Source organism: Nocardia sp. NPDC059764, from assembly GCF_042732555.1.
In the GTDB taxonomy this organism is placed as follows: domain Bacteria; phylum Actinomycetota; class Actinomycetes; order Mycobacteriales; family Mycobacteriaceae; genus Nocardia.
This window is the reverse complement of sequence record NZ_JBHWHH010000006.1, coordinates 54,555-80,374: the sequence shown is the minus strand read 5'-3', so window position 1 is coordinate 80,374 and position 25,820 is coordinate 54,555. Positions and strand designations below refer to the sequence as shown.

Genomic DNA, 25,820 nt, shown 5'->3' with positions numbered 1-25,820 from the left:
TGCCAGGCATGTTGTGAGCCCGCATTCTTTGCCAGATGTTCGAAATGTCCGACTCTTCGGGCTTTGAGATACCGGGAAACGTTGATGGACGGGTGCGGGGGGAGTTGTCGCACTGCGGCGTGGATTCCGAGTTGGATTCCAAAGGCCGACCAGTGAAGGGGTCCAGATGAATCTGAGGTCAACCGAACCTACTGACCGCCAGTCGGAACTGATTCCGCTGTCGAGGGCGCAATACGGGATGTGGCTGGCGGACAACCTGCCCGGCGGGCAGGCGATGAACATCGCACAGTACGTCGAGATCGAGGGCCCGATCGACGTCGAAGCCTTCATCAAAGCGGTGAACGTTGCCGGCCACGAATCCGAATCTCTCGTCGTTCGGGTGGTCGAGTTCGACGGCGTTCCCTATCAATTCGTCGATCGTAGTATGACTTACGACGAGTCTGTGCTGGACGTCAGCGGGGAGAGTGATCCGTTCGCGGCCGCAATGGAATGGATGCGGCGCGATTTCGAAACCAGAGCCGAGGATATGAGCCATGACCGGCTCGCCGAGACACGGTTGATCCGAATCGCCGAAGATCGGTATCTGTGGTATGCGCGTGCCCATCATCTCGTCATCGATGGCTACGGTGCCTTCAACGTGTTGATCCGGCTGGCCGAGCACTACAACGCGTTGCTCGAGGGCCGACTACCGGCGCCTCGGGAAGCGGACGCTTTGTGCGACATCATCGAGGCGGAGCAAGCGTATCGGGCGAGCTCTCGGTTCGAGAACGACAGACAATATTGGCTCGGCAGGATTGCCGACCTTCCGACGCCGACACGTCTGTCCGGTCGCACCGCCCGGCCGAGCAAGGTCGATCGTGTTTCCGGCCTCGAGCTTCCGCCGCAGTTGTCCGATCTGCTCGACCGTTTCTCCGGCAACCTGCAAGCGTCGCCTGCGCAGGTCGTCGTGGCAGCCTTCGCCGCATTCCTCGCGCGGATGACCGGTGGCAACGATGTGGTGTTATCGATGCCGGTGAGCGGGCGCGTGACGAAGGGCTTGCGCAATGCCGCGGCGATGTTGGCGAACATGGTGCCGATCCGATTCACGATGGATGGAACGACCACCGTGGAGCAACTGGTCCGTGCGTCGGTGTCCGAACTCGTCTCCGCGATGCGGCATCAGCTTTACCGGTTCGAGGACCTGCGCCGCGATTCGAGTGCATTGGATGCGACCGCGCACTCGTTCGGTCCGATTGTCAATATCCTCTTCTTCGACTCCGAAATTCGTCTCGGGTCTGCTGTCGGCCGCTATCGCGCGCTGACCTCGGGAACGTTGGACGATCTGCAGCTGAATCTCTACCGTTCCGGGGTCGACGCGCCGCTGTTGATCGAACTGCACGGCAACGCGAATCTCTACGGCCAGGATGAACTCGATGCGCACGCCCACCGATTCATCGCCTTCCTGCAAAGGCTGATCGAAGCGCCCGTCGAAACAGCCCTGATCGCCGTTCCGCTCGTCGACCCTACTGAAGAGGCACGGATCGTCGGGGAGCTGGCAGGCCGCGACGGGGTAACGACCACGGCGACGCTCGTGGATTTGCTGACGCGACAGGCCGGTGTGACTCCATCGGCAGTTGCCGTCACATCGGAGGGGACCAGCCTCACCTATCGGGAGCTGGACGAGCGTTCCAATCGGTTCGCACGCACCCTCATCGCGCTCGGGGCGGGCCCGGACTCACTGGTAGCGATCGCGATGCCGCGGGGTGCCGATCTCATCATCGTCACGCTGGCCGTGCTGAAGTCAGGCGCCGGATACTTGCCGCTGGATATCGCGCATCCGGCCGATCGGCTGGAATATGTGCTGAACGACGCCGATCCGATTGCCGTCGTCACGACCGGCGACATGCGCGAGCTTGTGCCCGGAGACCCGGGCCGTGTGGTGCTGTTCGACGAGGTCGTCGGCGACGAGGCTGCGACATCTGTCACCGACGCCGACCGGACAAGCCCGCTGCGCCCCGACAACATCGCCTACGTCATCTACACCTCGGGGTCGACGGGCCGACCCAAGGGCGTGGCCATTGCCCATCGCGCCGTGGCGACGTACCTGGTGAACGCGTGCGCCGAGATCAGCGTGCAGCCCGACGACGTGTGGATGTTGTTCCATTCGTTCGCATTCGACTACTCAGTGTGGGAGATCTTCGGCGCGTTGGTCAGTGGTGGCCGTCTGGCTGTCGTGGACACCCCCACCACCCGCTCACCAGACGATGTCGTGCGCTTGGCGGCACGCGAGAAGGTGACTGTCTTCAACCAGACACCGTTTGCGTTCCAGCAGTTCGGTGCGGCGTGCCAGCGGTACGAAGATGCGGGCAAGCCTGACGGTGAGCTTTCGCTGCGCCTGGTCATACTGTCCGGCGAACGGCTCGACCCGGCTGTGCTGGCGGACTGGTATGAGCACAACCCGGAGTTCCCGGTGCTGGCGAACAGCTATGGCATTACCGAAACCACGGTGTTCGTGACCTATTTCGGCCTGACACGCAGCATCGCGACGGCGGACGCCCCGAGTACGATCGGTCCGGCACTGCCAGGTCTTCGCACCTATGTTCTCGATGAACAATTGCGGCCGGCGCCGTTGGGCGCCTGGGGCGAGATCTACGTTGCCGGAACCCAACTCGCCCGCGGTTATCCCAACCGCTCATCGCTGACTTCCACCCGATTTGTTGCCAGCCCGTTCGGCCGGCCAGGCGAGCGGCTCTATCGCAGCGGCGATGTCGCACGCTGGAATCACCGGGGTGAGCTGGAATACCGTGGCCGCGCTGATCAGCAGGTGCAGCTGCGTGGGTTTCGCATAGAGCTGGATGAAATTCGCATTGCGTTGTCGACCCATAGCGCGGTCTCGGCGGCGGTTGTCATCGTCCATCTCCCTGGCACGGCGGCGGCCAGGGTCGTGGCCTATGTCGTGCCGACTGGTGAAGATACCTGTGCGGCCGACACTCTGCGCGCGTATGTCGCGACATTACTGCCGGAGTACATGGTGCCGGCCGTCGTCGTCGTGGTGCCCGAGCTGCCACTGACGGTGAACGGCAAGGTGGACTATCGGGCGCTGCCGGAGCCGGTCGTCGATTCGTCCGCGGCCTATGTGGCGCCGAGTTCGCCGGACGAGGAGGCGATCGCGGCCATCTTCGCCGAGGTGCTGGACCGCGAGCGAATAGGCATGCTGGACAACTTCTTCGAACTGGGCGGCAATTCGCTCACCGCGACAAACGCCGCCGCAAGAATCGCCGAGCTGACCGGAGCCGCCATATCGGTCCGCGACCTGTTCAGCAAGCCGACCGCCGCCGAACTCGCCGCGTATATCGACGTCGAGCACCACCACCGAGAGCTCGTGCTGTGCGCGCAACCGCGCGTCGAGCCGATTCCATTGTCGCCAGCGCAGAACCGGATGTGGTTGATCAATCAGGCCGACCCGGCCTCCACCGCATACAACATTCCGCTGGTGGTGCAGTTGACCGGCCGACTCGATGTCACTGCGCTGCGCATGGCGCTGATGGATGTGATCGATCGCCACGAATCCCTGCGGACCGTCTATCCGGACGTGAAAGGGGCGGGGAGGCAAGTTGTTCTGGCGGCCGGGTACGGTGTCGGCCTGATACCGGAGAAGATCGATGTCGCCGACATCGCGCATCGAATCGGTGAGCTGACCTCGACCGGCTTCGACGTGCGAACAAGTCCACCGATCCGAGTCGCACTGCTCGAGTCCAGCGAACGGCATCGGCACGTCCTGGTCGTGGTTCTGCACCATATTTGCTGTGACGGCTCGTCGCTTCCACCGCTCGCGGCCGATATCGCGACGGCCTATGAAGCAAGGTCGCACGGTAGAATTCCGGACTGGCAGCCCCTGACCGTACAATACGCCGATTACAGCATCTGGCGCCGCGGCATGCTCGGCGACGAAGACGACCCCCGGTCGTTGGCGACACGCCAGTTGCATTACTGGGTAACACAACTGGCGGGGATGCCGCCGTTGCTGGAGCTGCCCGCAGACCGTCCGCGTCCTGCTCGCCAATCCATGCGCGGCGACATAGCCGATAGCGTGATCCCAGCCGAAACCTTTGCTGCGATCAAGTATCTGGCCCGCACGGCCAACGTCACTACCTTCATGGTCATCCATGCCGCGCTGGCGGTGCTGCTGGCCCGGCTGTCGGGCTCGAGGGATATCACCATCGGGACACCGGTTGCAGGCCGAGGGGAGCGTGCGCTGGAACCGCTCGTCGGCATGTTCGTCAATACGGTACCGCTGCGTACCGAGGTGCGTTCCGATGAATCGTTCATCGAGTTTCTGTGGCGGGTCAAGGACATCGATGTCAATGCCATTGCCAACAGCGACCTTCCATACGAACGGATTGTCGATGAAATAGATCCGAGGCGGTCGGCCGCACACGCACCGCTGTGCCAGGTGTACCTCGTTGCCGAGAACATGGACCGCCCAAGGCTGGAGCTGCCCGAACTTACGGTCGAGATCCTGGATCCGGGGCCGCAACCGGCCAAGGTGGACGTTATTGTCACAATCGCCGAAAACGCCTCTGCGGGAGGTGATGTCGCCCTCCGGATCAACTACGCCACAGATCTGTTCGATCGGGAGACGGTCGAGGAATTGGCCGCGCGGCTGAATCGGGTCCTCGATGCGGTGGTGTCGAGTCCCGACCTGCCGGTGGGTCGCGTGAATGTGCTGTCGGAACTCGAGCAGGCCGGGTTGGCGCCTGCGTCGGGGGGTCCCGCCGTGGCGCCGCGGGTCTTGGCGGAGTTGTTGTCGGTCGCGGATCCCGATGCGGTGGCTGTGGTTTCGGGTGAACACACGATGTCGTACGGAGAGCTCGATGAGCAGTCGAATCGTCTTGCCCGGCAATTGATCGCGTGGGGTGTCGGCCCGGGTGACCAGGTCGCGTTGGTGATGGCCCGGTCGGTGGAGTTCGTGGTCGGGATGTGGGCGGTGACCAAGGCCGGCGCGGCCTTCGTGCCGGTGGATCCGCGCAATCCGGTCGACCGCGTTGCCCTCATGGTGGGCGATGCCGATGTGCGGGTGGGTCTCACCGTCGAGGCGTCACAGGACCTGCTGCCGGACCGGGTTCAGCGGCTGGTGCTCGATGCGCCCGACGCACAGGCGCACATCGCGGCTCGATCCTCGGCCGCGGTGACGGATGCAGACCGACTGCGGTCCTGCCGTGTCTCGGACGTGGCCTATGTGCTCTACACCTCGGGGTCGACGGGGACGCCGAAAGGTGTTGCGGTCACACACTCGGGGCTGGCGAATTTCGCTGCCGAGCAGCGGCACCGCTATCGGGTCGACCGTTCCTCGCGGGTGTTGCAGTTGGCAGCACCGGGTTTCGATGCGGTTGTGCTGGAGTTGCTGATGGCTCATGCGAACGGCGCGGCGTTGGTGGTATCGCCTCCCGACGTGTTCGCGGGCCGCGAGTTGGCGGAATTGATTGGGAAGCAGCGGGTATCGCACGCCTTCGTGACTCCGAGCGTCCTTGCGACAATGTCCCCGGCCGGTCTGGATTCGCTGCGGGTGCTGGTCGCCGGCGGGGAGGCGGTGCCGGCGGAAATGGTTGCGGAATGGGCACCGGGCCGACAGCTGTTCAACGGCTACGGACCCACCGAGACCACGATCATGGTGGCGATCAGTGACCCGCTGTGTGCCGGGGACCGCGTCACCATTGGTGGTCCGATTCGTGGCGTCGAGGCCGTGGTGCTGGATGCGGGCCTGCAGCCGGTGCCGGTCGGCGTATCGGGACAGCTGCATGTCTCTGGATCGCAGTTGGCCCGCGGATATCTCAACCGGCCGGCCGCGACGGCCACCACCTTCGTGGCCGATCCGTACGGTCCCCCAGGCGCCCGCATGTACCGCACCGGTGATCTGGCGCGGTGGACATCCGAGAAAACCCTCGAATATCGCGGTCGCGCCGACTTCCAGGTCAAGATCCGGGGGCAGCGCATCGAACTCGGCGAAATCGAGGCCGTTCTCGCCGCGCACACCACCGTGAAAGCGGCGGTGGCGGTGGGTGCTCCGACCAGCGGCGGGTCGCGACTGGTGGCCTACGTCGTGCCGACCAATGGTGCCGTCGACACCGCGGATCTGCTGGGCTTCGCCGCGCAGCGCCTGCCGTCCCATATGGTCCCGGACACGGTGATGGTAATCGACACGCTGCCGTTGTCGGCAGTGGGCAAGATCGACCGTCTGGCATTGCCCGAACCGGTTTTCGCCAGTGCTGCAGCCGAATACGTCGCACCACGCGATGCGGCCGAGCAGATGGTCGCCGACGTATGTGCCGCCGTGCTGGGAATCGAGCGGGTCGGTGTGTTCGACAGCTTCTTCGATCTGGGCGGCAACTCGCTGTCGGCTACCAGGGCAGCAGCGCAGCTGAGCGCCGCATTCGGCGCCGATGTCTCATTGCGCACGCTCTTCGAATCGCCGACTGTCGCCGCGTTGGCGGAGAGCATTCGCACCAGCGACGCGGCCGGACGGGAACCGTTGGGCCCACAGGAGCGCCCGGACCGGATCCCGCTCTCGCCCGCGCAGACCCGCATGTGGTTCCTCAATCAGTTCGATACGACCTCGCCGATATACAACGTTCCGATGGTCGTCCACATGTCGGGCACCCTCGACGTGGCCGCCATGCACGCGGCGATCGCCGATGTGATCGACCGGCACGAATCCCTGCGAACCATCTACCCGGACAGCGACAACGGACCGCATCAGGTGATTGTGCCGGTGGAGACAGCGCGGCCTTCATTGGAGCCGGTGCCGGTCCCGAAAAGCGAGGTCGAGGCGCGTATCGCCGCGGAGGTGACCGCGGGGTTCGATGTCACCTCCGAGGTTCCGTTCCGGATCACGCTGCTGCGCAGTGCACCCGACGAGCACACTCTGATTCTCGTCGTCCACCACATCAGCTTCGACGGGTCGTCGCTGGCACCGCTGGCCGCAGACCTCGCGACCGCTTACCAGGCCCGCGTCGGACACCAGTCCCCGCAGTGGACGCCGTTGCCGGTGCAATACGCGGATTACGCTGTGTGGCAACAAAAACTGCTCGGTACCGAAAGTGACCCGAACAGCCTGACCGCCGCCCAGCTCGGGTACTGGCGCGTGACCCTCGCCGACCTGCCCGAGGTGCTCGACCTGCCGACCGATCGTCCACGACCGGCCAAACAGTCGTTCCGGGGGGCGACGATATCGACGATGGTGCCCGCAGACCTTCATCGTGACGTGATCGCATTGGCCCGACGGCACGACGCGACAGTCTTCATGGTGATGCACGCGGCGTACGCCGCTCTGCTGGCAAGGCTTTCGGGAACCGGCGACATCGCGGTGGGCACACCGATCGCCGGCCGCGGTGAGCCCGGACTGGACAGTCTGATCGGAATGTTCGTCAATACACTGGTATTGCGGACCCGCATCGACCCGGGCTCGTCGTTTCTGAATCTTCTCGATCAAGTCCGGGGCGCTGATCTAGGCGCGTTCGAGACCGCCGACATTCCGTTCGAACGGCTTGTCGAGGTGCTGAATCCGCCTCGCTCGACCGCACATTCGCCCTTGACCCAGGTTGGATTCTCGTTCCAGAACATCGAGATCCCGACCGTGAAGTTCGGGGACCTGACGGTTTCGGCCCGGATAGTCGATCCGAGCGTAGCCAAGTACGACCTGCATCTGAACCTTGTCGACTCGCTGGCGCCGGATGCTGACCCGGGTGACATGGCAGTCGAATTCAGTTATGCAACAGATCTTTTCGATGAGGGGACGGTCGCCGCAATATTCGACCGCTACCTGCTGCTGCTGCAGGCGATTGTGGCCGAGCCCACCTGTGTCGTGGGCGATGTCGATCTGCTGACGGCGAACGAGGCGCGCGAGCTGGCGGCGTGGTCGAGCGGTGAATTGACGAGTCCTTCGTCCGAGACGATCGCGTCCCTGTTCGCCGCGCAGGCTGCCGCGAACCCGAACGGGATCGCGGTTGTCGATGCCGAGGGTGGCGGCCGGCTCGGTTACGGGGAATTCGCGGCGCGGGTGAATTCGCTGGCCCGGGTGCTGATCGGACGGGGAGTCGGCCCGGGCACCGTCGTCGCTGTCGCGATGCGCCGCTGCGTCGATTTGCTGACCACGCTGTACGCGATTCATGCGGCCGGCGCGGCCTACCTGCCGCTGGATCCAGATCATCCAGTCGACCGCGTGCGTGCGGTCGTCACCGACGCGAGGCCGATTGCCGTCATCACGCGGCCGGTCGACCAGGCGGATGTGCCCGAAAACGTTCCGGTGTGGGCATTCGAGCAGCTCGATAGCGTGCGCGCGGATACGTCGACGGTCACCGACGCCGATCGGCCCCGGTCGCTGCGCCCGGATGATCTGGCGTACGTGATCTATACCTCCGGCTCGACGGGCGTGCCCAAGGGGGTGGCAGTACCGCATGCCGCAGTGGTCAACCAGCTTCGCTGGCTGCGGGATCACTACGGACTCGGGGCCGAGGACATCATGCTGTTGCGGACGCCGGCTACCTTCGATCTGTCGGTCTGGGAGCTGTTTTCCGCACTGACCTGCGGCGCGGCGGTGGTTGTCGCCGGTCGCGACGCGCACCTCGACCCCGGAAGCGCAGCCGGGCTGCTCGCCGAACACCGGATTACGACGGTGGACTTCGTGCCGTCCTCGCTGTCGGCATTCCTCGATGCGGCCGGCGGACACGAGTTCCCCGATCTGCGGCGGGTGCTGTGCATCGGTGAGGCACTGCCGACCGAGACCGTCCGTCGCTTCCGGCAACTCAGCACGGCGCGCATCGACAACCTGTACGGGCCGACAGAGGCGGCGGTGAGCGTCACCGCTCACCGCATCGACGCGCTCGACGGCATTACCGTGCCTATCGGCAACCCCGAGGCGAATGTGGTTGTGCGCGTGCTCGATTCGCGACTGCATCAGGTTCCGGCCGGGGTGATCGGAGAGCTGTACCTGGGTGGAGTCCAGTCGGCTCGCGGCTATCACGAGCGCCCCGGCCTGACGGCAGCGAGCTTTGTCGCCGACCCCTTCGGCAGCACAAGCGGCTCTCGGCTGTACCGCACCGGTGACCTGGTTCGCTGGGGCTCGGATGGCAACCTGCGTTATGTCGGCCGTGCCGACACCCAGGTAAAGGTCCGCGGTCTTCGCATCGAACTCGGCGACGTCGAAGCCGCGCTGGTCGCACACGAGCAGGTTGCCGCGGCCATCGTGCAGATGCGCACCGAGGGTGGCGAACAGCACCTGGTCGCGTATCTGGTTACCGCGGAGGCACTGGATCTGCAACAGGTCCGGGCGTTCCTGCTGCAGCGGCTGCCGACGTATATGGTGCCGTCCTCGATCGTCCGAATCGACGCTGTCCCGCTCACCGTCAATGGCAAGGTCGACTACCGGGCATTGCCGGCACCGGATGTGACAGGCCACCAATCGGGATACCGCACGCCGCAAGGCCTCATCGAGCAGACCGTCGCCGGGGTAGTCGGCGAACTGCTCGATCTTCCAGAGGTCGGCGCGGACGACGACTTCTTCGCCCTCGGCGGAAACTCGCTCCTCGCAACGCGCGCGCTGAGCCGAATAGGCGAAATCGTCGGCGTCGCTGTGCCGGTACGGGTGATCTTCGAAGCACCCACTGTCGCAGAACTGTCCGAACGAATCGGGCAGCTGCGCGCGGTGCCGAATCTGCCCGCGCCAACTCGCATGCCGCGCCCGGATCGGATCCCGCTGTCGCTGGCACAGACCCGGATGTGGTTCCTCAACCAGTTCGATCCGAGTTCGCCCGGATACGTTGTGCCGCTGGCGATGCGGCTCGACGGTATCGTCGATCTCGAGGCGCTCGCAGCGGCGGTCGGTGATGTCATCGAGCGACACGAGAGTCTGCGCACCAGCTATCCTGCGGTCGATGGCATGCCCGCACAGGTTGTGCTCGATGCGACCGACGTCGTCGGAAAATGGGACCTCGGGCCGCAACGAGTCGGTGAGCACGAGTTGTCTGCCCGATTGGCCGAGTTCTTCGGTGCCGGATTCGACGTGTCGAAGGGCGTGCCGCTGCGCATTGCCCTGTATCGGCTGTCCGACGAGACCTGGGTGGTCGCGCTGGCAGTCCACCACATCAGTTGCGACGGTTCTTCGGTAGCACCGCTGGCCGCCGACATCGTCACGGCCTACCGTGCACGGTCCAGCGGCAATCCGCCGGATTGGGCGCCGCTGGGCGTGCAGTTCGCTGATTACGCCCTCTGGCAGCGCGAGGTACTCGGCTCGGCGGAGGACCCGGACTCGTACCTGGCCCACGACCTCGCCTACTGGAAAACGCAACTCGCGGGCATCCCCGATGTGCTCGAAGTGCCGGCCGACCGGCCGCGGCCCCTCGTGCAGACGCAACGCGGGGCGGTCGTCCATGCCACGATCCCGAGTGAGCTGCACGGCCGGTTGGAGGCGCTGGCGCGGCGCGCCGGGGCGACGACATTCATGGTCGTGCACACCGCGTTGGCGGTGTTGCTGTCGAGGCTTTCCGGCAGTGACGACATCACCATCGGTGTGCCGCATGCCGGCCGCGGCCATCGATCACTGGACAACCTGGTCGGGATGTTCGTCAACACCCTCGTAATGCGCAGCCGGTTCATGCGGGAGCAATCGTTCGCCAGTGTGCTGAACGAGGTGCGGCGCACGGCCACCGAGGCTTTCGACCATGCCACCGTCCCGTTCGAGCAGCTGGTGGAGGCACTGAACCCGGCACGGTCAACGGCGCATACGCCGTTGTTCCAGGTCATGCTCGCCTATCAGAACATGACGCAGGCGCGGGTCGAACTTCCGGGTCTCACTGTGGAGAGCCTCGATCCAGAAGACAGTGCCGCGATCTACGACCTGCTGCTGATGATCACGGAAGGACACGGCGCTCACCATGAGCCGACCGGCATGACGCTGCGGCTGACGTATGCCACTGACCTTTTCGACGATGGCTCAGTGCTGCGTTTCGCAGAACAATTCGTGCGTGTGCTCGACGCCGCCGCGACCGATGCCGATGCGGCGGTCGGCGGTATCGAGTTGCTCGATGCCGCGGAGCGGCTCCTGGTGCTGCAGCGGTGGAACGACACCGCCGGCCCCGCAGCGACCGGCCGGACTCTGGTCGACGCTGTGGACGAACAGGTCGCCCGCACCCCGGATGCTCCGGCGATCTGTCTTCCGGGCGGCATCAGGATGACCTACCGGGAGTTCGACGCCCGCGTCAATCGCCTGGCCCGCTGGCTCATCGCCCGTGGTGCTGGGCCGGAAACTGTTGTCGCGGTGGGCATCCAGCGATCGGTCGAGCTCATCACCGCGCTGTACGCGGTAGTCAAGGCGGGCGCCGCATTCCTGCCGATCGATCCGGATCATCCGATCGCCCGGATCGCTGATGTGCTGAACGCGGCGCATCCGCTGCTGGTACTCACCACCTCCGCGGATGGCGATGCGCTTCCACGTGGGTTCGAGATCTCGTGTATCGATCGAGTCGACGTGACCGATCTTCCGGATGTCCCGATCACCGACGCCGAGCGTCGTACGCCGCTGCGGCCGGACAACGTCGCCTACATCCTGTTCACCTCCGGCTCGACGGGAGTCCCCAAGGGCGTCGCGCTGACCCACGCCGCGACCGTGAGCCAATTGGCGTGGGCACAGCGGCAATGGCCGCACGACGCGGCCGACACCGTGCTGTACAAGACCCCGATCACCTTCGACATCGCCGTATGGGAGCTGTTCTGGCCCTTGCAGACCGGTGCGCAGATCGTGGTCGCCGAACCCGATGGGCATCGCGATCCCGGATATATCGCGAGCGTCATCGCGAAGCATCAGATCAGCACTGTGCACTTCGTGCCATCGATGCTCGATGTACTGGTCGAAGCCGCCGCGGGTGCGCCGCTGCCGTCGATACGGCGGGTATTCGTCGCCGGTGAGGCGCTGGCGCAGCGCACCGTTGACGCCGCATCGCGCGTGTTCGCGCATGCCGAGGTGGTGAACTGGTACGGCCCGGCGGAGGCGGAAGTCGTTACGGCTGCGCGTTGCCTGCCGGGGGTGGCGAGCCGTTCGATGGCCCCCATCGGTACGCCGGTGGCCGGCATGCAGGTCTACGTCCTGGATCCGTGGCTGCGACCGGTGCCGATCGGTGTGGTCGGCGACCTCTACATCGCGGGTGTCCAGCTGGCGCGCGGTTATCACGCCCGTCCCGATCTCACCTGCGGTGCTTTCGTCGCGCACCCGTTCGGCGCGTCCGGTGAGCGCGTGTATCGCACCGGCGACCTCGTCCGATGGGTGAAAACCGGTGAGCTGGAATACCTGGGCCGCAGCGATTTCCAGGTCAAGGTCCGCGGCCAGCGGGTCGAGCCGGGTGACGTCGAAGCGGCGCTGTCCGCGCTCCCGGATGTCGCACGCGCTGTTGCCGTCGCCACGACGGATCGAATCGTCGCGTACGTGACACTCGCTCCCGGTGCGCGCACCGATGGGCGCTCGATTCGCGACCGGCTCACCCACGCATTGCCGTCCTACCTGATTCCGGCCGCCGTGCAAATCCTCGAGGCGATCCCGTCGACGCCGAACGGCAAGCTCGACCGAGCTGCCTTGCCGCAGCCGGTGTTCGACAACGCCGAGGAATTCGTGCCACCCCGCACCGAACGCGAAGCAGCCCTGGCGGCAATCGTCGCGGAGATCACCGATCGTGATCGGGTGACCGTGATGGCGAACCTCTTCGAGATCGGGGTCAACTCACTCTCTGCCGCCCGTATAGCAGCCCGGGCCACGGCGGAGCTCGGCATCGAGGTCGGCATTCGCGACATCTTCACCGAACCGACAATTGCCGGATTGGCCGAGCGCCTGCGCACAAGAGCCGGTCACGCGGTGGTTCCGCTCACGGCCGGGCCGCGTCCGGCAACGGTCCCGTTGGCGGCGGCACAACGGCGGATGTGGTTCGTCAATCAGTTCGACACCTCCTCGGCGGCATACAACATCTGCTTCGCGGCCCGGTTGACAGGTCGGCTGGATCTCGATGCGCTACAGGCGGCGCTACTCGACGTGGTGGAGCGGCACGAGCCACTGCGCACGGTGTATCCCGCTGTCGACGGCCGACCGTGCCAGGTAGTGCGTCAGGTTGCGGCTGTGGCCGAGGAGCTGATGCTGAATCCGGAGCCTGTCGCCGACGAGGCGGAGCTGGCCGGCCGGATCCGGCAGGTCGCCGAAACAGGTTTCGATGTCGTGGATTCGGTGCCGGTGCGGGCACGGGTATACCGCACCGGTACCGACGAGCACGTGATCGTGCTCGTGGTCCATCACATAGCGGCCGACGGTTCCTCGATGGCACCGCTGGCCCGCGATATCTTCACCGCGTACGCAGCGCGTATGAACGGCGAAGCGCCGCAATGGAAACCGCTCGACGTCCAATACGCGGACTACGCGATGTGGCAGGGGGAAATACTCGGTGCCGAGGACGATCCGGCGTCGCCGATCGCGCGGCAGATCGCCTATTGGAGCGAGGTCCTCGGTGATGCTCCGGAGCTGCTGGATCTGCCGACGGATCGAACCCGGCCTGCCACTATGTCGATGGCTGGTGGCAGTGTGCGCTTCGCACTCTCGGCGCGGCTGCACGACGAGGTAGCGCGGCTGTCACAGCGCGAGGGTGTCACCGTGTTCGTGGTGCTCCATGCCGCCCTGGCGATCCTGTTGGCGCGCACCGCGCACAGCGCGGACATCTCGGTCGGTTCCCCGGTTGCCGGTCGAGGCAGCCAGGCACTGGACGATATGGTCGGCATGTTCGTCAATACCGTGGTGCTGCGTACGCGAGTCCGGGACGAACTGTCGTTCCGCGAACTCTTGGCCGAAGTACGCGACGTCGATCTCGAAGCGCTCGCCCACGCTGATGTGCCTTACGAGCGGCTGGTCGACATCCTCGACCGTGCTCGATCCACCGCGTATACGCCGCTGTATCAAGTGATGTTCGGTCTGCAGAACATGCGTGCGGCCCGGTTCGAGTTGCCCGGTGTGGATGTCGAACTGCTCGATCCCGGTATCGCGCAGGCGAAAACCGATCTGACCGTGCTGATGACCGAACGCGGCGATGGCGAACGGCCGGCCGGAATCGACGGCGAGATCATTTACGCCACAGACCTGTTCGCGGCGTCCACGGCGGAAGCGCTCGCGGAGAGATTCGTCCGCGTCCTGGAATCGGTCGTGTCCGACCCGGCACGGACGGTGGGCGGAATCGATCTGCTCGACACATCGGAGGCCGAACGACTGGTCCCGGCGCGAGGTGGCGAGAGCCCGTCACCGTGTCTGCTGCCCGATCTACTCGCCGCGGCGGTGGCAGCGGATCCGACCGCGACCGCCCTCATCGGCGAGACCGAAACCCTCACCTACGCCGAGCTCGACCGCCGGTCCAACCAGCTCAGCGCACTCCTGCTCGCCCGGGGAGCCGGACCGGGTACGTTCACCGCACTGGCCGTGCCGCGCTCGGTCGACTACCACATCGCGATGTGGGCGATCGCGAAGACCGGTGCCACGTTCGTACCGGTGGATCTGCGATATCCCGCAGAGCGGATCGCGCACATGGTGAACGATTCCGGTGTCACCGTAGGGATCACGATCGCGGCCGCGCGCGCGTCGCTTCCGGACGATGTCCGATGGCTGGTGCTCGACGAACCAGAAGTAGCCGCCGAGATCGCCGCGCAGGCCGGCCGGGCCATCACGGATGCGGCTCGAGGCCGGATCCTGCGGATTCGGGAGGCAGCGTATGTGATCTACACATCGGGGTCGACCGGAACACCGAAAGGTGTCGTGGTCAGCCACGAGGGATTGGCCGGCTTCGCGGCCGAGCAGCGGGTCCGCTATCGAGTGGACGCCACGTCACGTGTACTGCAGGTGGCGGCGCCTGCCTTCGACGCGGTGCTGCTCGAGGCACTGATGGCGTGCGCGGCCGGCGGCGGCCTGGTCGTGGCGCCGCCGGAGGTTTTCGGCGGCCCGGATCTGGCCGCACTGATCCGCGCGCATCAGGTGACGCATGCGTTCCTGACACCGAGTGTGCTGGCGACGATGTCGCCCGAGGACTTCGCTTCGGTGCAGGTGCTGGCGGTCGGGGGTGAGATGGTGTCCGCGGACCTGATCGCCTCCTGGGCACCGGGTCGGCAATTGCACAACATCTATGGTCCGACCGAAACGACGATCGTGGTCACGATCGGTGATCCGGTACAGCCGTCCGACCCGATCAACATCGGTGGTCCGATCGGCGGTGTCGAGGCCGTCGTGTTGGACGCACGGCTGCGTCCGGTGCCCGTTGGTGTGACCGGCGAGTTGTACCTTTCCGGTGGTGCATTGGCGCGTGGCTATCTGAACCGCCTGGCTCTGACTGCCGGTGCGTTCGTGGCGAACCCCTACGGTGCGCCGGGATCGAGGATGTATCGCACCGGCGACATCGTCCGCTGGACCGCGAGTGGTGCGCTGGAGTACATCGGCCGCGTCGACTTTCAGGTCAAGATTCGTGGCCAGCGCATCGAACTCGGGGAGATCGACGCCGTGCTGCAGGCACACCCGCAGGTTGCTGCGGCCGTCACCGTGAGCCGCTCGGGCCCCGGCGGGCAGCCCATGCTCGCCGCGTACATCGTGGCCGAGACCGCGGCGGGCGTCGAACCCGATGCCGTGCTCGACCACGTCGCCGCCGTTCTGCCCGCCCACATGGTGCCGTCGACGATCACCGTGCTCGACCACATGCCGCTCGCTTCGACCGGCAAGGTGGATCGAAAACTGCTGCCCGAACCGGTTTTCGATACCGGCAGCGCCGAGGACGTCGTCGCGGCGACCGATGTGGAACGCACCATCGCCGCCGCTTTCGCCGGCGTGCTCGGCGTTGCGTCGGTCGGCGTGACAACATCGTTCTTCACGCTCGGCGGTGACTCCATCATGTCGATCCAGTTGGTGTCGCGGTTGAAGTCGGCGGGTGTCGTCGTGACCGCTCGGGACGTCTTCGAGCACAAGACCGTGCGCGGGCTGGCGCAGGTGGCCGCGGCTGCGGACCGGGTGTCCCTCGCGGAGCTGCCAGGCGGCGGTGTGGGAGACGTCCCCTTCACGCCGATTGTGTCCTGGTTCGTCGACCGGGTCGGGACAGCCGATCGGTTCGCACAGTCGATGCTGGTTCGCTTGCCGCGGGAGGCGCGAGTCGACAACGTGATCGCGACCGTGCAGGCGGTGCTCGAACAGCACGATATGTTGCGGTCGCGGATGCGCGAACAGTGCATGGATGTGCTGCCCGTTCACGCCGCCGATGCCACCGGCGCGGTATTCGTACGAACCTTCCGGGCGCACGAGGCGCCGGGCAGCGACGGTTTCACCGCTGTGGTGGAAGCGGCGCTGACCGAGGCGTCGGATCGTCTCGATCCCGCCGCGGGTCGGATGATGCAGGTCGCGTGCCTGCTTCCGGAATCGGGCGTCGAGGCCGATGCCCGTGCCCTCATCGTGATTCATCACCTGGCTGTAGACGGGGTGTCGTGGCGGATCCTGCTGCCCGACTTCGTCACCGCGTGGCAGCAGATCGGCCAGGGTCGCTCGGTCGAGTTGCCGGCGCAGGGAACGTCGATGCGGCGGTGGGCGCACGCGTTGACCGCTGCCGCAGCCGGCCGGGGCAGCGAGTTCGAGCTGTGGCAGCGGATGAGTACCGCCGCCGATCCGCTGCTCGGCACGGCGGAATTCGATCCATCCCTCGACACCCACGCGACGGTGCGATACCTGAGGGCGTCGGTTCCGGCCGCGCTGACCTCGGCACTGCTGGACTCGGTGCCGCAGGCCGTGCGCGGCAGCGTCGATGACGCACTGCTGGCCGGGCTGACCGTCGCTCTGACCCGTTGGCGCAGACGGCGCGGTACTCCGCATCCGAGCATGAAGGTCCTGTTGGAAGGACACGGCCGCGAAGAGCAGATTGTGCCGGGAGCGGATGTTTCACGCACCGTCGGCTGGTTCACCAGTGCGTACCCCGTAACCCTCGACCTGAGCGGAATCGATGACACGGACCTGCGTACGGCAGTGAAGTCCGTCAAGGACCAGCTGCGCGAGATCCCCGACAAGGGCATCGGATACGGCTTACTGCGCTATCTGAACACCGACACCGCCGATCGGCTCGCGATGGCGCCCCAGCCACAGATCAGCTTCAACAATCTCGGCCGCGCGGGTGTGGACCTCGCGTCCCTGTCGGATCTCGCGTGGGTCCCGACCGATGAGCAGTTCGACCGCCGATCAGTCTTCGATCCGGATATGCCTGCCGCAGCGGTGATCACGATCGACGTCGATTTCGCGGACACCGAGATCGGACCCGAACTGTCCGCACATATCGGCTACGCTTCGCGGCTGCTGCAACACGACGAGGTGGCCGAACTCGTCGCCGGATGGGTCGACGCCGTGACCGAGATCGCCACTCTCGCTCGCGCCGACGACAAGTGGGGATTGTCCCGGGCGGATGTTCCGCTGGTCGACGTCACGCAGCACGATCTGAATGCGTTCGCAGACCGGTACGGTCCACTGAGCGACGTGTGGTCATTGGCACCGCTGCAGGAGGGCCTGCTGTTCCACGCCGAACTCGCGGCAGGCGAACTCGATGTTTACACCGCGCAGTCGGTCCTCACCCTTGCGGGCGCGGTCGACGAGAACCGGCTCGAATGTGCCGCACAAGCTCTGCTCGAACGCCATCCCAACCTGCGGGCTGCCTTCACACGAACGGTCGATGGCGTTCCGGCGCAAGTCGTTCCGGTCGGTGCCACCGTGCCCTGGCACAGGGTTGATCTCTCCGGCGACGCCGGCGCGGTAGCGGCGCTGATCGAAACCGAGCGGGCGGTCGTTTTCGATCCCGCCGACCCGCCACTGCTGCGATTCCTGCTTGTTGCCCTCGGGCAGAACGAGTTCCGGCTGGTGTTGACGGCGCACCATCTGCTCCTGGACGGCTGGTCGCTGCCGCTGCTGTGGCGCGAGCTCATCGGTTTGTATGCCGTTGCCGCCCAGCCGGAGCTGCTTCCGCCGGCGGCCTCGTATCGGCAGTACCTGGAATGGCTGGACCGACGCGATCGCGACGCGAGTATCGAGGTGTGGCGGGACGCGCTCCGGACTATCGGCGAGCCGACGCTGGTCGCCGATCCACGCACGCCGGCGACGGCGGACATTCCGATCGATGTGCCAATCGTTGTAGATCGTGCCGCTACAGCGGAATTGGTGACATTCGCGCGGGCGCGGGGCGTGACGATGGCGACGATCGTGCAGTTCGCCTGGGCCGTGGTGCTGGGCAACCTGCTCGGTGTCGAACGCGTGGCATTCGGCAGCACGGTATCCGGCCGCCCCGCCGAATTGCCAGATGTCGAGTCGATGATCGGTCTGTTCATCAACACGATTCCGGTCGTCGCCGAGGTGCGGCGGGATCTGACCATCGAGGACGCTCTGCGCCGACTGCAAGCGGACAACACCCGTCTGCTCGACCACCACTACCTCGAACTGTCGCACATCATGGCGGCCACCGGCAACAGCCAGTTGTTCGATACCCTGGTCGTCTTCGAGTCGTATCCGGTCGACAGCAGTGGCCTGGGCGATGCGGACATCGACGGGATGCGTGTGGTCGCAGCGGACGGCCGCGACGCGGCGCACTACCCCATCACCGTGCAAGCGCACCAAACCGACGAGTTGCACGTCCGAGTCCGCTACCAACGAGCCCGCGTCGACGAGGTGATGGCGGCCGGCCTCGCTGGCCGTCTGGAAACCGTGCTACGGACGCTGGCCAGCGAGCCGGATAGGGTGCTGGGCGCGATCGATCTGCTGACCGAGGACGAGCGGCGCACGCTGGTGCCCGCATCGGGCGGAGGGGCCGTGGCACCCAGCCTGATGTCGGAGTTGCTGGTAGCGGGCGTGACGGTGAATCCCGCTGCGGCAGCGGTGGTGTCCGGTCCGGACACGTTGTCCTACGCGGAGCTGGATGCCCGGTCCAACCAGCTGGCTCGGCAGTTGATCGCGCGGGGCACAGGACCGGGTGATCACGTCGCGCTGGCGATGCCGCGGTCGGTCGAATTCGTGATCGGCCTGTGGGCGGTGACCAAAGCGGGCGCGGCGTTCGTGCCCGTTGACACCCGGAATCCGGCCGAGCGCATCGCGCTCATGGTGGCGGATGCCGGCATTCGGCTGGCGGTCACGGTCGAGGAGACGCGTGATCTGCTGCCCGGCACGGTGTTCCCGTTGGTAGTGGACGATCCGGCCATCGAGCGGTCGATCATCGCGCAATCGCCCGCCCGCGTCACAGCTGGAGAACTCGTGCGGATGCCGCACATCCAGGATGTGGCATACGTTCTCTACACCTCGGGCTCGACCGGAATGCCGAAGGGTGTCGCGGTCACCCATGAGGGGCTTGCGAATTTCGCTGCCGCGCAGCGGGATCGGTTCGGGGTCGACACGGGATCGCGAGTGCTGCAGGTCGCCGCTCCCGGCTTCGATGCGATGGTCCTCGAGGTGCTGCTGGCTCACACCAGCGGTGCTGTCCTGGTGGCTGTGCCCCCAGCAGTGTTCGCTGGGCACGAGTTGATGGAACTGGTTCGCGCACAGCAGGTCTCGCATGCCTTCATCACTCCCAGCGTGTTGGCGACGATGTCGCCGGCCGGGATGGACTCGCTGCGGGTGCTGGTGGCAGGGGGCGAGGCGGTGACGCCGGAAACGGTCGAGATATGGGCACCGGGCCGAACTCTGCTGAACGGTTACGGCCCGACCGAAACGACGATTCTCGCCGCCATCAGCGCTGCGCTGCACCCGGGTGAGGCGGTGACCATCGGCGGGCCGATCCGTGGTGTCGAGGCTGTCGTGCTCGATGCGTGGTTGCGGCCGGTGCCGGTCGGGGTGGTGGGTGAGTTGTACCTCGCGGGGGTGCAATTGGCGCGCGGCTATGCGGGCCGAGCCTCGGCCACCGCAGGCGCGTTCGTGGCGAATCCGATCGGTGCGGCAGGTTCGCGCATGTACCGCACCGGCGACCTGGTTCGCTGGACACCCGAGCACACTCTGGAATATCGCGGACGCCGCGATTTCCAGGTCAAGATCCGTGGCCAGCGTATCGAACTCGGTGAAATCGAAACTGTTCTGGCCGGGCATCCAGGGATCTCCCAAGCGGTAGTTCTGCGGCGGAAGGATCACCTCGGCATCGACCGGCTCGTCGGCTATCTCGTCACTGACGAGGAGCTGGATCCGGACGATGTTCGTACCGCTACGCGGTTGCGGCTGCCCGCGCACATGGTGCCCGAGGCGTTCGCGGTGCTGGCCGAACTTCCTCTCACCACGACTGGCAAACTCGACCGCTCGGCGCTTCCCACTCCGGAATTCGCGGTCGGCCGAGAACGGGTCGCTCCCCGCACCGACGCCGAACGACGTGTCGCCGCCGTGTTCGAGAACGTGCTGGGCATCAACGGTGCCGGGGCGATGGACAACTTCTTCGACCTGGGAGGCGATTCGCTGTCGGCCACTCGGGCGGCCGCACAGTTGAGTACGGCGGCAGGAGTGCGTCTGGGGGTCCGCGACCTGTTCCAGGCGCCCATGGTGGCCGAACTCGCCGCTCGGCTGGCGACTCTCGACCGCGACTCCCGGGCACCGTTGACGGCGCGCCCCCGGCCTGCGCAGGTACTGCTGTCACCGGCGCAGCAGCGAATGTGGTTCCTCAACCAGTTCGACACCGCCGTCGGCAGGTACAACATCCCGCTGGTGATCCGGCTGCGCGGAGAACTCGACATCGATGCGCTCCGGCACGCGTGTGAACTGGTCGTCGAACGCCACGAATCGCTGCGTACGAAGTTCCCGATGGTCCATGGCCGGCCTTGTCAGGTTGCCGTCGCTGTCGACGAGGTCGTACCCGCGCTGGTTCCGGTTCAGGTCGGCGAACATCAGGTGATGGATCGCGTGATCGCCGTGGTGTCGGCGGGTTTCGATGTGACGCAAGCACCCCCATTGCGGATGGAATTGCTCGCTGTCGACGACCGGGACCACGTTCTGGTCATCTGCGTGCACCATATCTGCACGGACGGCCAGTCGATGATCCCGCTTGCGCGGGATGTGGCGATGGCGTATGAGGCGAGCAGGCATGGGAAGGAGCCCACGTGGCCGGTACTTCCGGTCCAGTATGTCGACTATGCGCTGTGGCAGCACGAGATGCTCGGGTCGGCGGACGACCCGGACTCGGTCATCTCCCAGCAGTTGCGATTCTGGAAGGACACCCTCAACGGGCTGCCCGAGCTGCTCGAGCTGCCGACCGACTTTCCACGGGCGCCGGTCGCGTCGATGGATGGGTGCGCGATCGAGTTCGAACTTTCCGCCGATCTGCACGAGCGAATCGCCGGCGTCGCACGCGAGGCGAACGCGACGGTCTTCATGGTCCTGCATGCCGCACTGGCCGTGCTGCTGTCGAGGCTGGCCGGCGTCGACGACATCGCGATCGGCGCCCCGACAGCCGGACGTGGAGAGCGTGACCTCGACGATCTGATCGGCATGTTCGTCAATACCCTTGTGCTGCGGTCACGGGTGTCGATGCGGCAGCCGTTCGTCGAACTGCTCGCCTCGACCCGTGAGACGGATCTGGCCGCGTTCGCGCATGCGGATGTGCCTTTCGAACAAGTCGTGGAAGCGCTGAATCCGCCCCGGTCGACCGCGCATCTTCCGCTGTATCAGGTAACGCTCGATGTCCAGAACCTGAGCAAGGCCGCATTGGAGCTGCCGGAGCTCGGTATCGAGCTGATGGAAAACGGTTTCGAGCAGGCGCAGGCCGACCTGAATGTGAAGTTGGCCGAGCGATTCGGTCAGGGAGGCCGTCCAGACGGCATGGTGGGACGACTCACCTTCGCTACCGATCTCTTCGTGAACGAGACGATGACTCGGTTCGCGCACGCTTACGTCCGGATTCTGGAGTACGTCACCGCGAATCCCGCGATGCCGGTCGGCGATGTCGACATCGTCGATCCGATACAGCGGCGCGAATTGCTGGACGCGGCAGGGAAAGACGGCGCCGTGGTCCCAGATACGACACTCGCAGACTTGTTCGCTGCCCGAGCGCTGGACCAGCCGGATGCTGTCGCGGTCACCGATGGCGTCTCGCGGCTGACCTACGCGGAACTGGATCAACGGTCCGCCCAGGTCGCGGCCCGGCTGATCGAACAGGGTGTGGAGTCGGAATCGCTTGTGGCCGTGGCTTTGCCGCGTTCGATCGAACTGGTCGTGGGCCTGCTCGCAGTGATTCGGGCAGGCGCCGGGTATCTGCCACTCGACGTGGCGTATCCGCACGACCGATTGCGGTTCGTGCTCGACGATGCGCGTCCAGCGGCGGTGCTGACCTCCGCCGAAATGGCGACGACCCTGCCCGAGTATGCGGCACCGATGGTGCTGGTCGAGGATTGTGCGGACGCAGCAGACACCGCCGACGCGGCGATGCCGAACTTGCGGCTGGACAATGTCGCGTACGTGATCTATACCTCCGGATCGACGGGCCGTCCCAAGGGAGTGCCGATCAGTCACCGCGAAGCGGTCACGTTGTTCACCAGCACGGCCGAACGTTTCGATGTCGGCCCAGACGACGTGTGGACGCTGTTCCATTCGTACGCCTTCGATTTCGCGGTATGGGAAATGTGGGGTGCGCTGCTGTCCGGCGGCAGGCTGGTTGTGGTCGACTACGACACATCCAGGTCGCCGAAGGAGTTCGTCGATCTCGTGGCGCGCGAGCGTGTGACGGTATTGAGCCAGACTCCGTCGGCGTTTTACGGCTTCGCCGAAGCAGAGCGTCTGTATCGCGAATCCGGTTGCACCGCAGGTCCACTCGCTCTGCGTTACGTTATATTCGGTGGCGAGCCGGTGGATGTATCCCGCTTGACCAATTGGTTCGCGGATCACGATCGAAGATCACCGCGCTTGGTCAACATGTACGGGATCACCGAGACGACAGTGCATGTCACGTTCCGCGCGATCGAGGGCACGGAGGTGGCCGGGATCGGATCACCGCTGCCAGGGTTGCGGGTGTATGTGCTCGACGACCGGTTGCGGCCGGTGCCGATCGGCGTCGCCGGGGAGATCTATGTGGCCGGCGGGCAACTGTCGCGAGGCTACCTGCGCGCCCCGGCTTTGACCGCAGGACGATTCGTCGCGAATCCCTTCGACTCGCATGGTTCGCGGTTGTATCGATCCGGAGATCTCGGCCGGTGGAACAAGTCCGAGGGCCGGCTCGAATTGACCTACGCCGGTCGAGCGGATGCGCAGGTACAGCTGCGCGGTTACCGCATCGAACTGGGTGAGGTGGAGTCCGCATTGCTCCGGCATCCGCATGTGGTGCGCGCCGCCGCTGCGGTGCATCGCCATGTGCTCGGCGTCGATCAGCTGATCGGCTACGTGGTGGGGGCCGACGGCCAGCAGATCGATCCGGGCGAGGTCCGGGAGGCTGCCGCCCGTGTACTGACCACGTACATGGTCCCCTCGGCGGTGATGGTGCTGCCAGATCTGCCATTGACGGTCAATGGCAAACTCGATCGAAAGGCTCTGCCCCTTCCCGATTTCGATGCGTCGGTGACCGAGTTCGTCACGCCGCGAACTCATTCCGAGAAAATGATCGCTGACGTCTACGCACAGGTCCTGGGCCTGGAGCGGGTCGGGGTGTCGGATGGGTTCTTCGATCTGGGCGGCAATTCGCTGCTGGCCACCATGGCGGTGGCCGAGTTGCACGCTCGAGGCGTGACGATCGCCCTGCCCTGGATGTTCGACGATGCGTCACCGAAAGCGTTGGCGCGCAGGGCCGACGAAACCGCGGGCGGCTCCGGCCTGGAGGTGTTGCTTCCGCTTCGTGCGAGCGGATCGAAGCCTGCGATATTCGCCGTCCACCCCGCCGGAGGATTGGCATGGTTCTACGGCGGAGTGGTCGAGCATGTGGACAAGGACCGACCGGTATACGGCTTGCAGGATCCGCATGTGGTCGCGGGCGAACCAGGCGCGAAATCGGTGAACGAATTGGCCGAGCGGTATGTGGCCGAGATTCGGAGAGTGCAGCCGCACGGTCCGTATCACTTGCTCGGATGGTCTTTGGGTGGGCAAATCGCGCACGCGATCGCGGTCGAGTTGCAGCGCGACGGCGAACTCGTCGGAACCCTGACCCTGTTGGATTCCGCACCCGATTTGTCTGCTGATTCGATGATCGCCGCTGCGGACGAGTCCGCGCCAGGACACTTGATGGCGGACCTCCTCGGCGGCTGGCGGGAATTGTTCGACCTCGGCGATGTGGTACAGGCGCACACCCACGAGCAAGCATGGGCGGTCATCCGCAGCCAAGTGGTCGGAACCGGGCTGTTCACCGCCGAACAGACGGATCGGGTGATGGAGAGCTTCGAGACCGCGAGCGACCTGGCCGCCGGCTACCAGCCCGCAGTTTTCGACGGAGATCTCCTCTTCTTCACTGCCGGCAAAGACCGCACCGAAGAGGACGCTCTCGCGCAGGCGTGGCGCCCGTACGTGACCGGCAAGATACACAACACGGTTGTCGACGCACGGCACCTCGAGTTCAGTCATCCGCACGCAATGGCCGTTGTCGGCTCGGTCCTGGAAAGGTTCGTGAACCTACGTTGACTACTCCTCAGCAGTTTCGACTCGACGATGACAGAACCGTGACCTGCACGAGTCCGGCCGAGGCGCGCATGTTGTGGCGCGAGACGATGGCGGCGGACGGCCTCTACCAGCACGCCGCTGCCCGCCTGCGGCCCGGGGAGATCGTCTTGGACATCGGCGCGAACATCGGACTCGCCACGATGATGTTCGCGGAGAAGTGCCCCGGAATCGGGGTCATCGCCGCCGAGCCGGTACCGATGACTTTTCACTGTCTCCAGCGCAATATGGCCGCCCATGTGCCGCACGGGGTGTCGTTGCGAGTTGCGGTCGGCGCCGTGGCCAGGACTTTGCCATTCACCTGGTACCCGCAGGCGTCGGCCAATTCCAGTCTGTATGCCGACCGCGAACGAGACGATGAAAATACCAGGATCTTTCTGCACAACAGCGGCCTGGACGACGAATCGATCGGATACATCACTGCCGGCCTGCACGATGGCGAGCAGATCGACGTGGACGTGACCACGGTGTCGGCCGTGCTGGCCGAATATGCTCCCGACGCTCAGATCGGGCTGCTCAAAGTGGATGTGGAGCGGGCAGAATTGGATGTATTGCGCGGGATTTCCGAAAAGGATTGGCCCCGTATCCGTGCGGTCGTGGCCGAGGTACACGACACCGACGGCCGCCTGGCCCAGTTTTGCGAGTTGTTGAGCCGGCACGGACTGTCCCCGCACAATAGGCAAGACCCCTCCTTGGCCGGGACCGAACTGTACGAGGTCTACGCCGCCCGGCCGTCGGACTACTGACTCGATACAGACTCTGCCCGGCCACGATCCGCTCGGCGGCGAGGACGACGTGGTGGACCTGCGCGAGCTGGTCGCCGCCGAATCGGTACTGCGGGACAGTGAATCGGTCAGTGGTCGTCGCAATGTCCGTCATGCTCGCGGTGCAGATGTCCGTCGTGTACGCAGGGTCAATCGGGCCCGTACACCAGCGCATGGGACGACAAGATGAGAAGGCCCCGCGTGTTCCACGTGGGAACGCGCGGGGCCTGGTGTTGCCGAGTATCAGGCGGTCAGCAGGCGATATCGATTCCCGCCGGACCCACCTGCCGCGCCATCTGCTCGCTCATGATTCCCCTTCCTCGCACCGCTCGGACCAACGATTATGGATCGCCGACGGGGGCTTGCGGCAAGTACCCGTGCGCGGTATTCATTGAAGTGGGGAGAAG

At 65.5% G+C, this 25,820-nt stretch carries 2 protein-coding genes; both read left to right on the top strand.

Annotation, left to right across the window (positions count from 1 at the left end; genetic code table 11):
* Positions 1–166 precede the first annotated feature (166 nt).
* Positions 167–24,613, top strand: a complete 24,447-nt coding sequence (locus tag ACFV4K_RS02355) for a non-ribosomal peptide synthase/polyketide synthase (RefSeq protein WP_379271417.1) — start codon at positions 167–169, stop codon at positions 24,611–24,613.
* On the top strand, positions 24,610–25,395 hold the full coding sequence (locus tag ACFV4K_RS02350; RefSeq protein ID WP_379271415.1) for an FkbM family methyltransferase: 786 nt from the start codon (positions 24,610–24,612) through the stop codon (positions 25,393–25,395). Before ACFV4K_RS02355 ends, ACFV4K_RS02350 begins: the two co-directional genes overlap by 4 nt.
* Positions 25,396–25,820 lie beyond the last annotated feature (425 nt).

Coding starts and splice junctions, on each gene's coding strand:
- ACFV4K_RS02355 (WP_379271417.1), top strand. CDS start 167: ATGAATCTGAGGTCAACCGAACCTACTGACCGCCAGTCGGAACTGATT.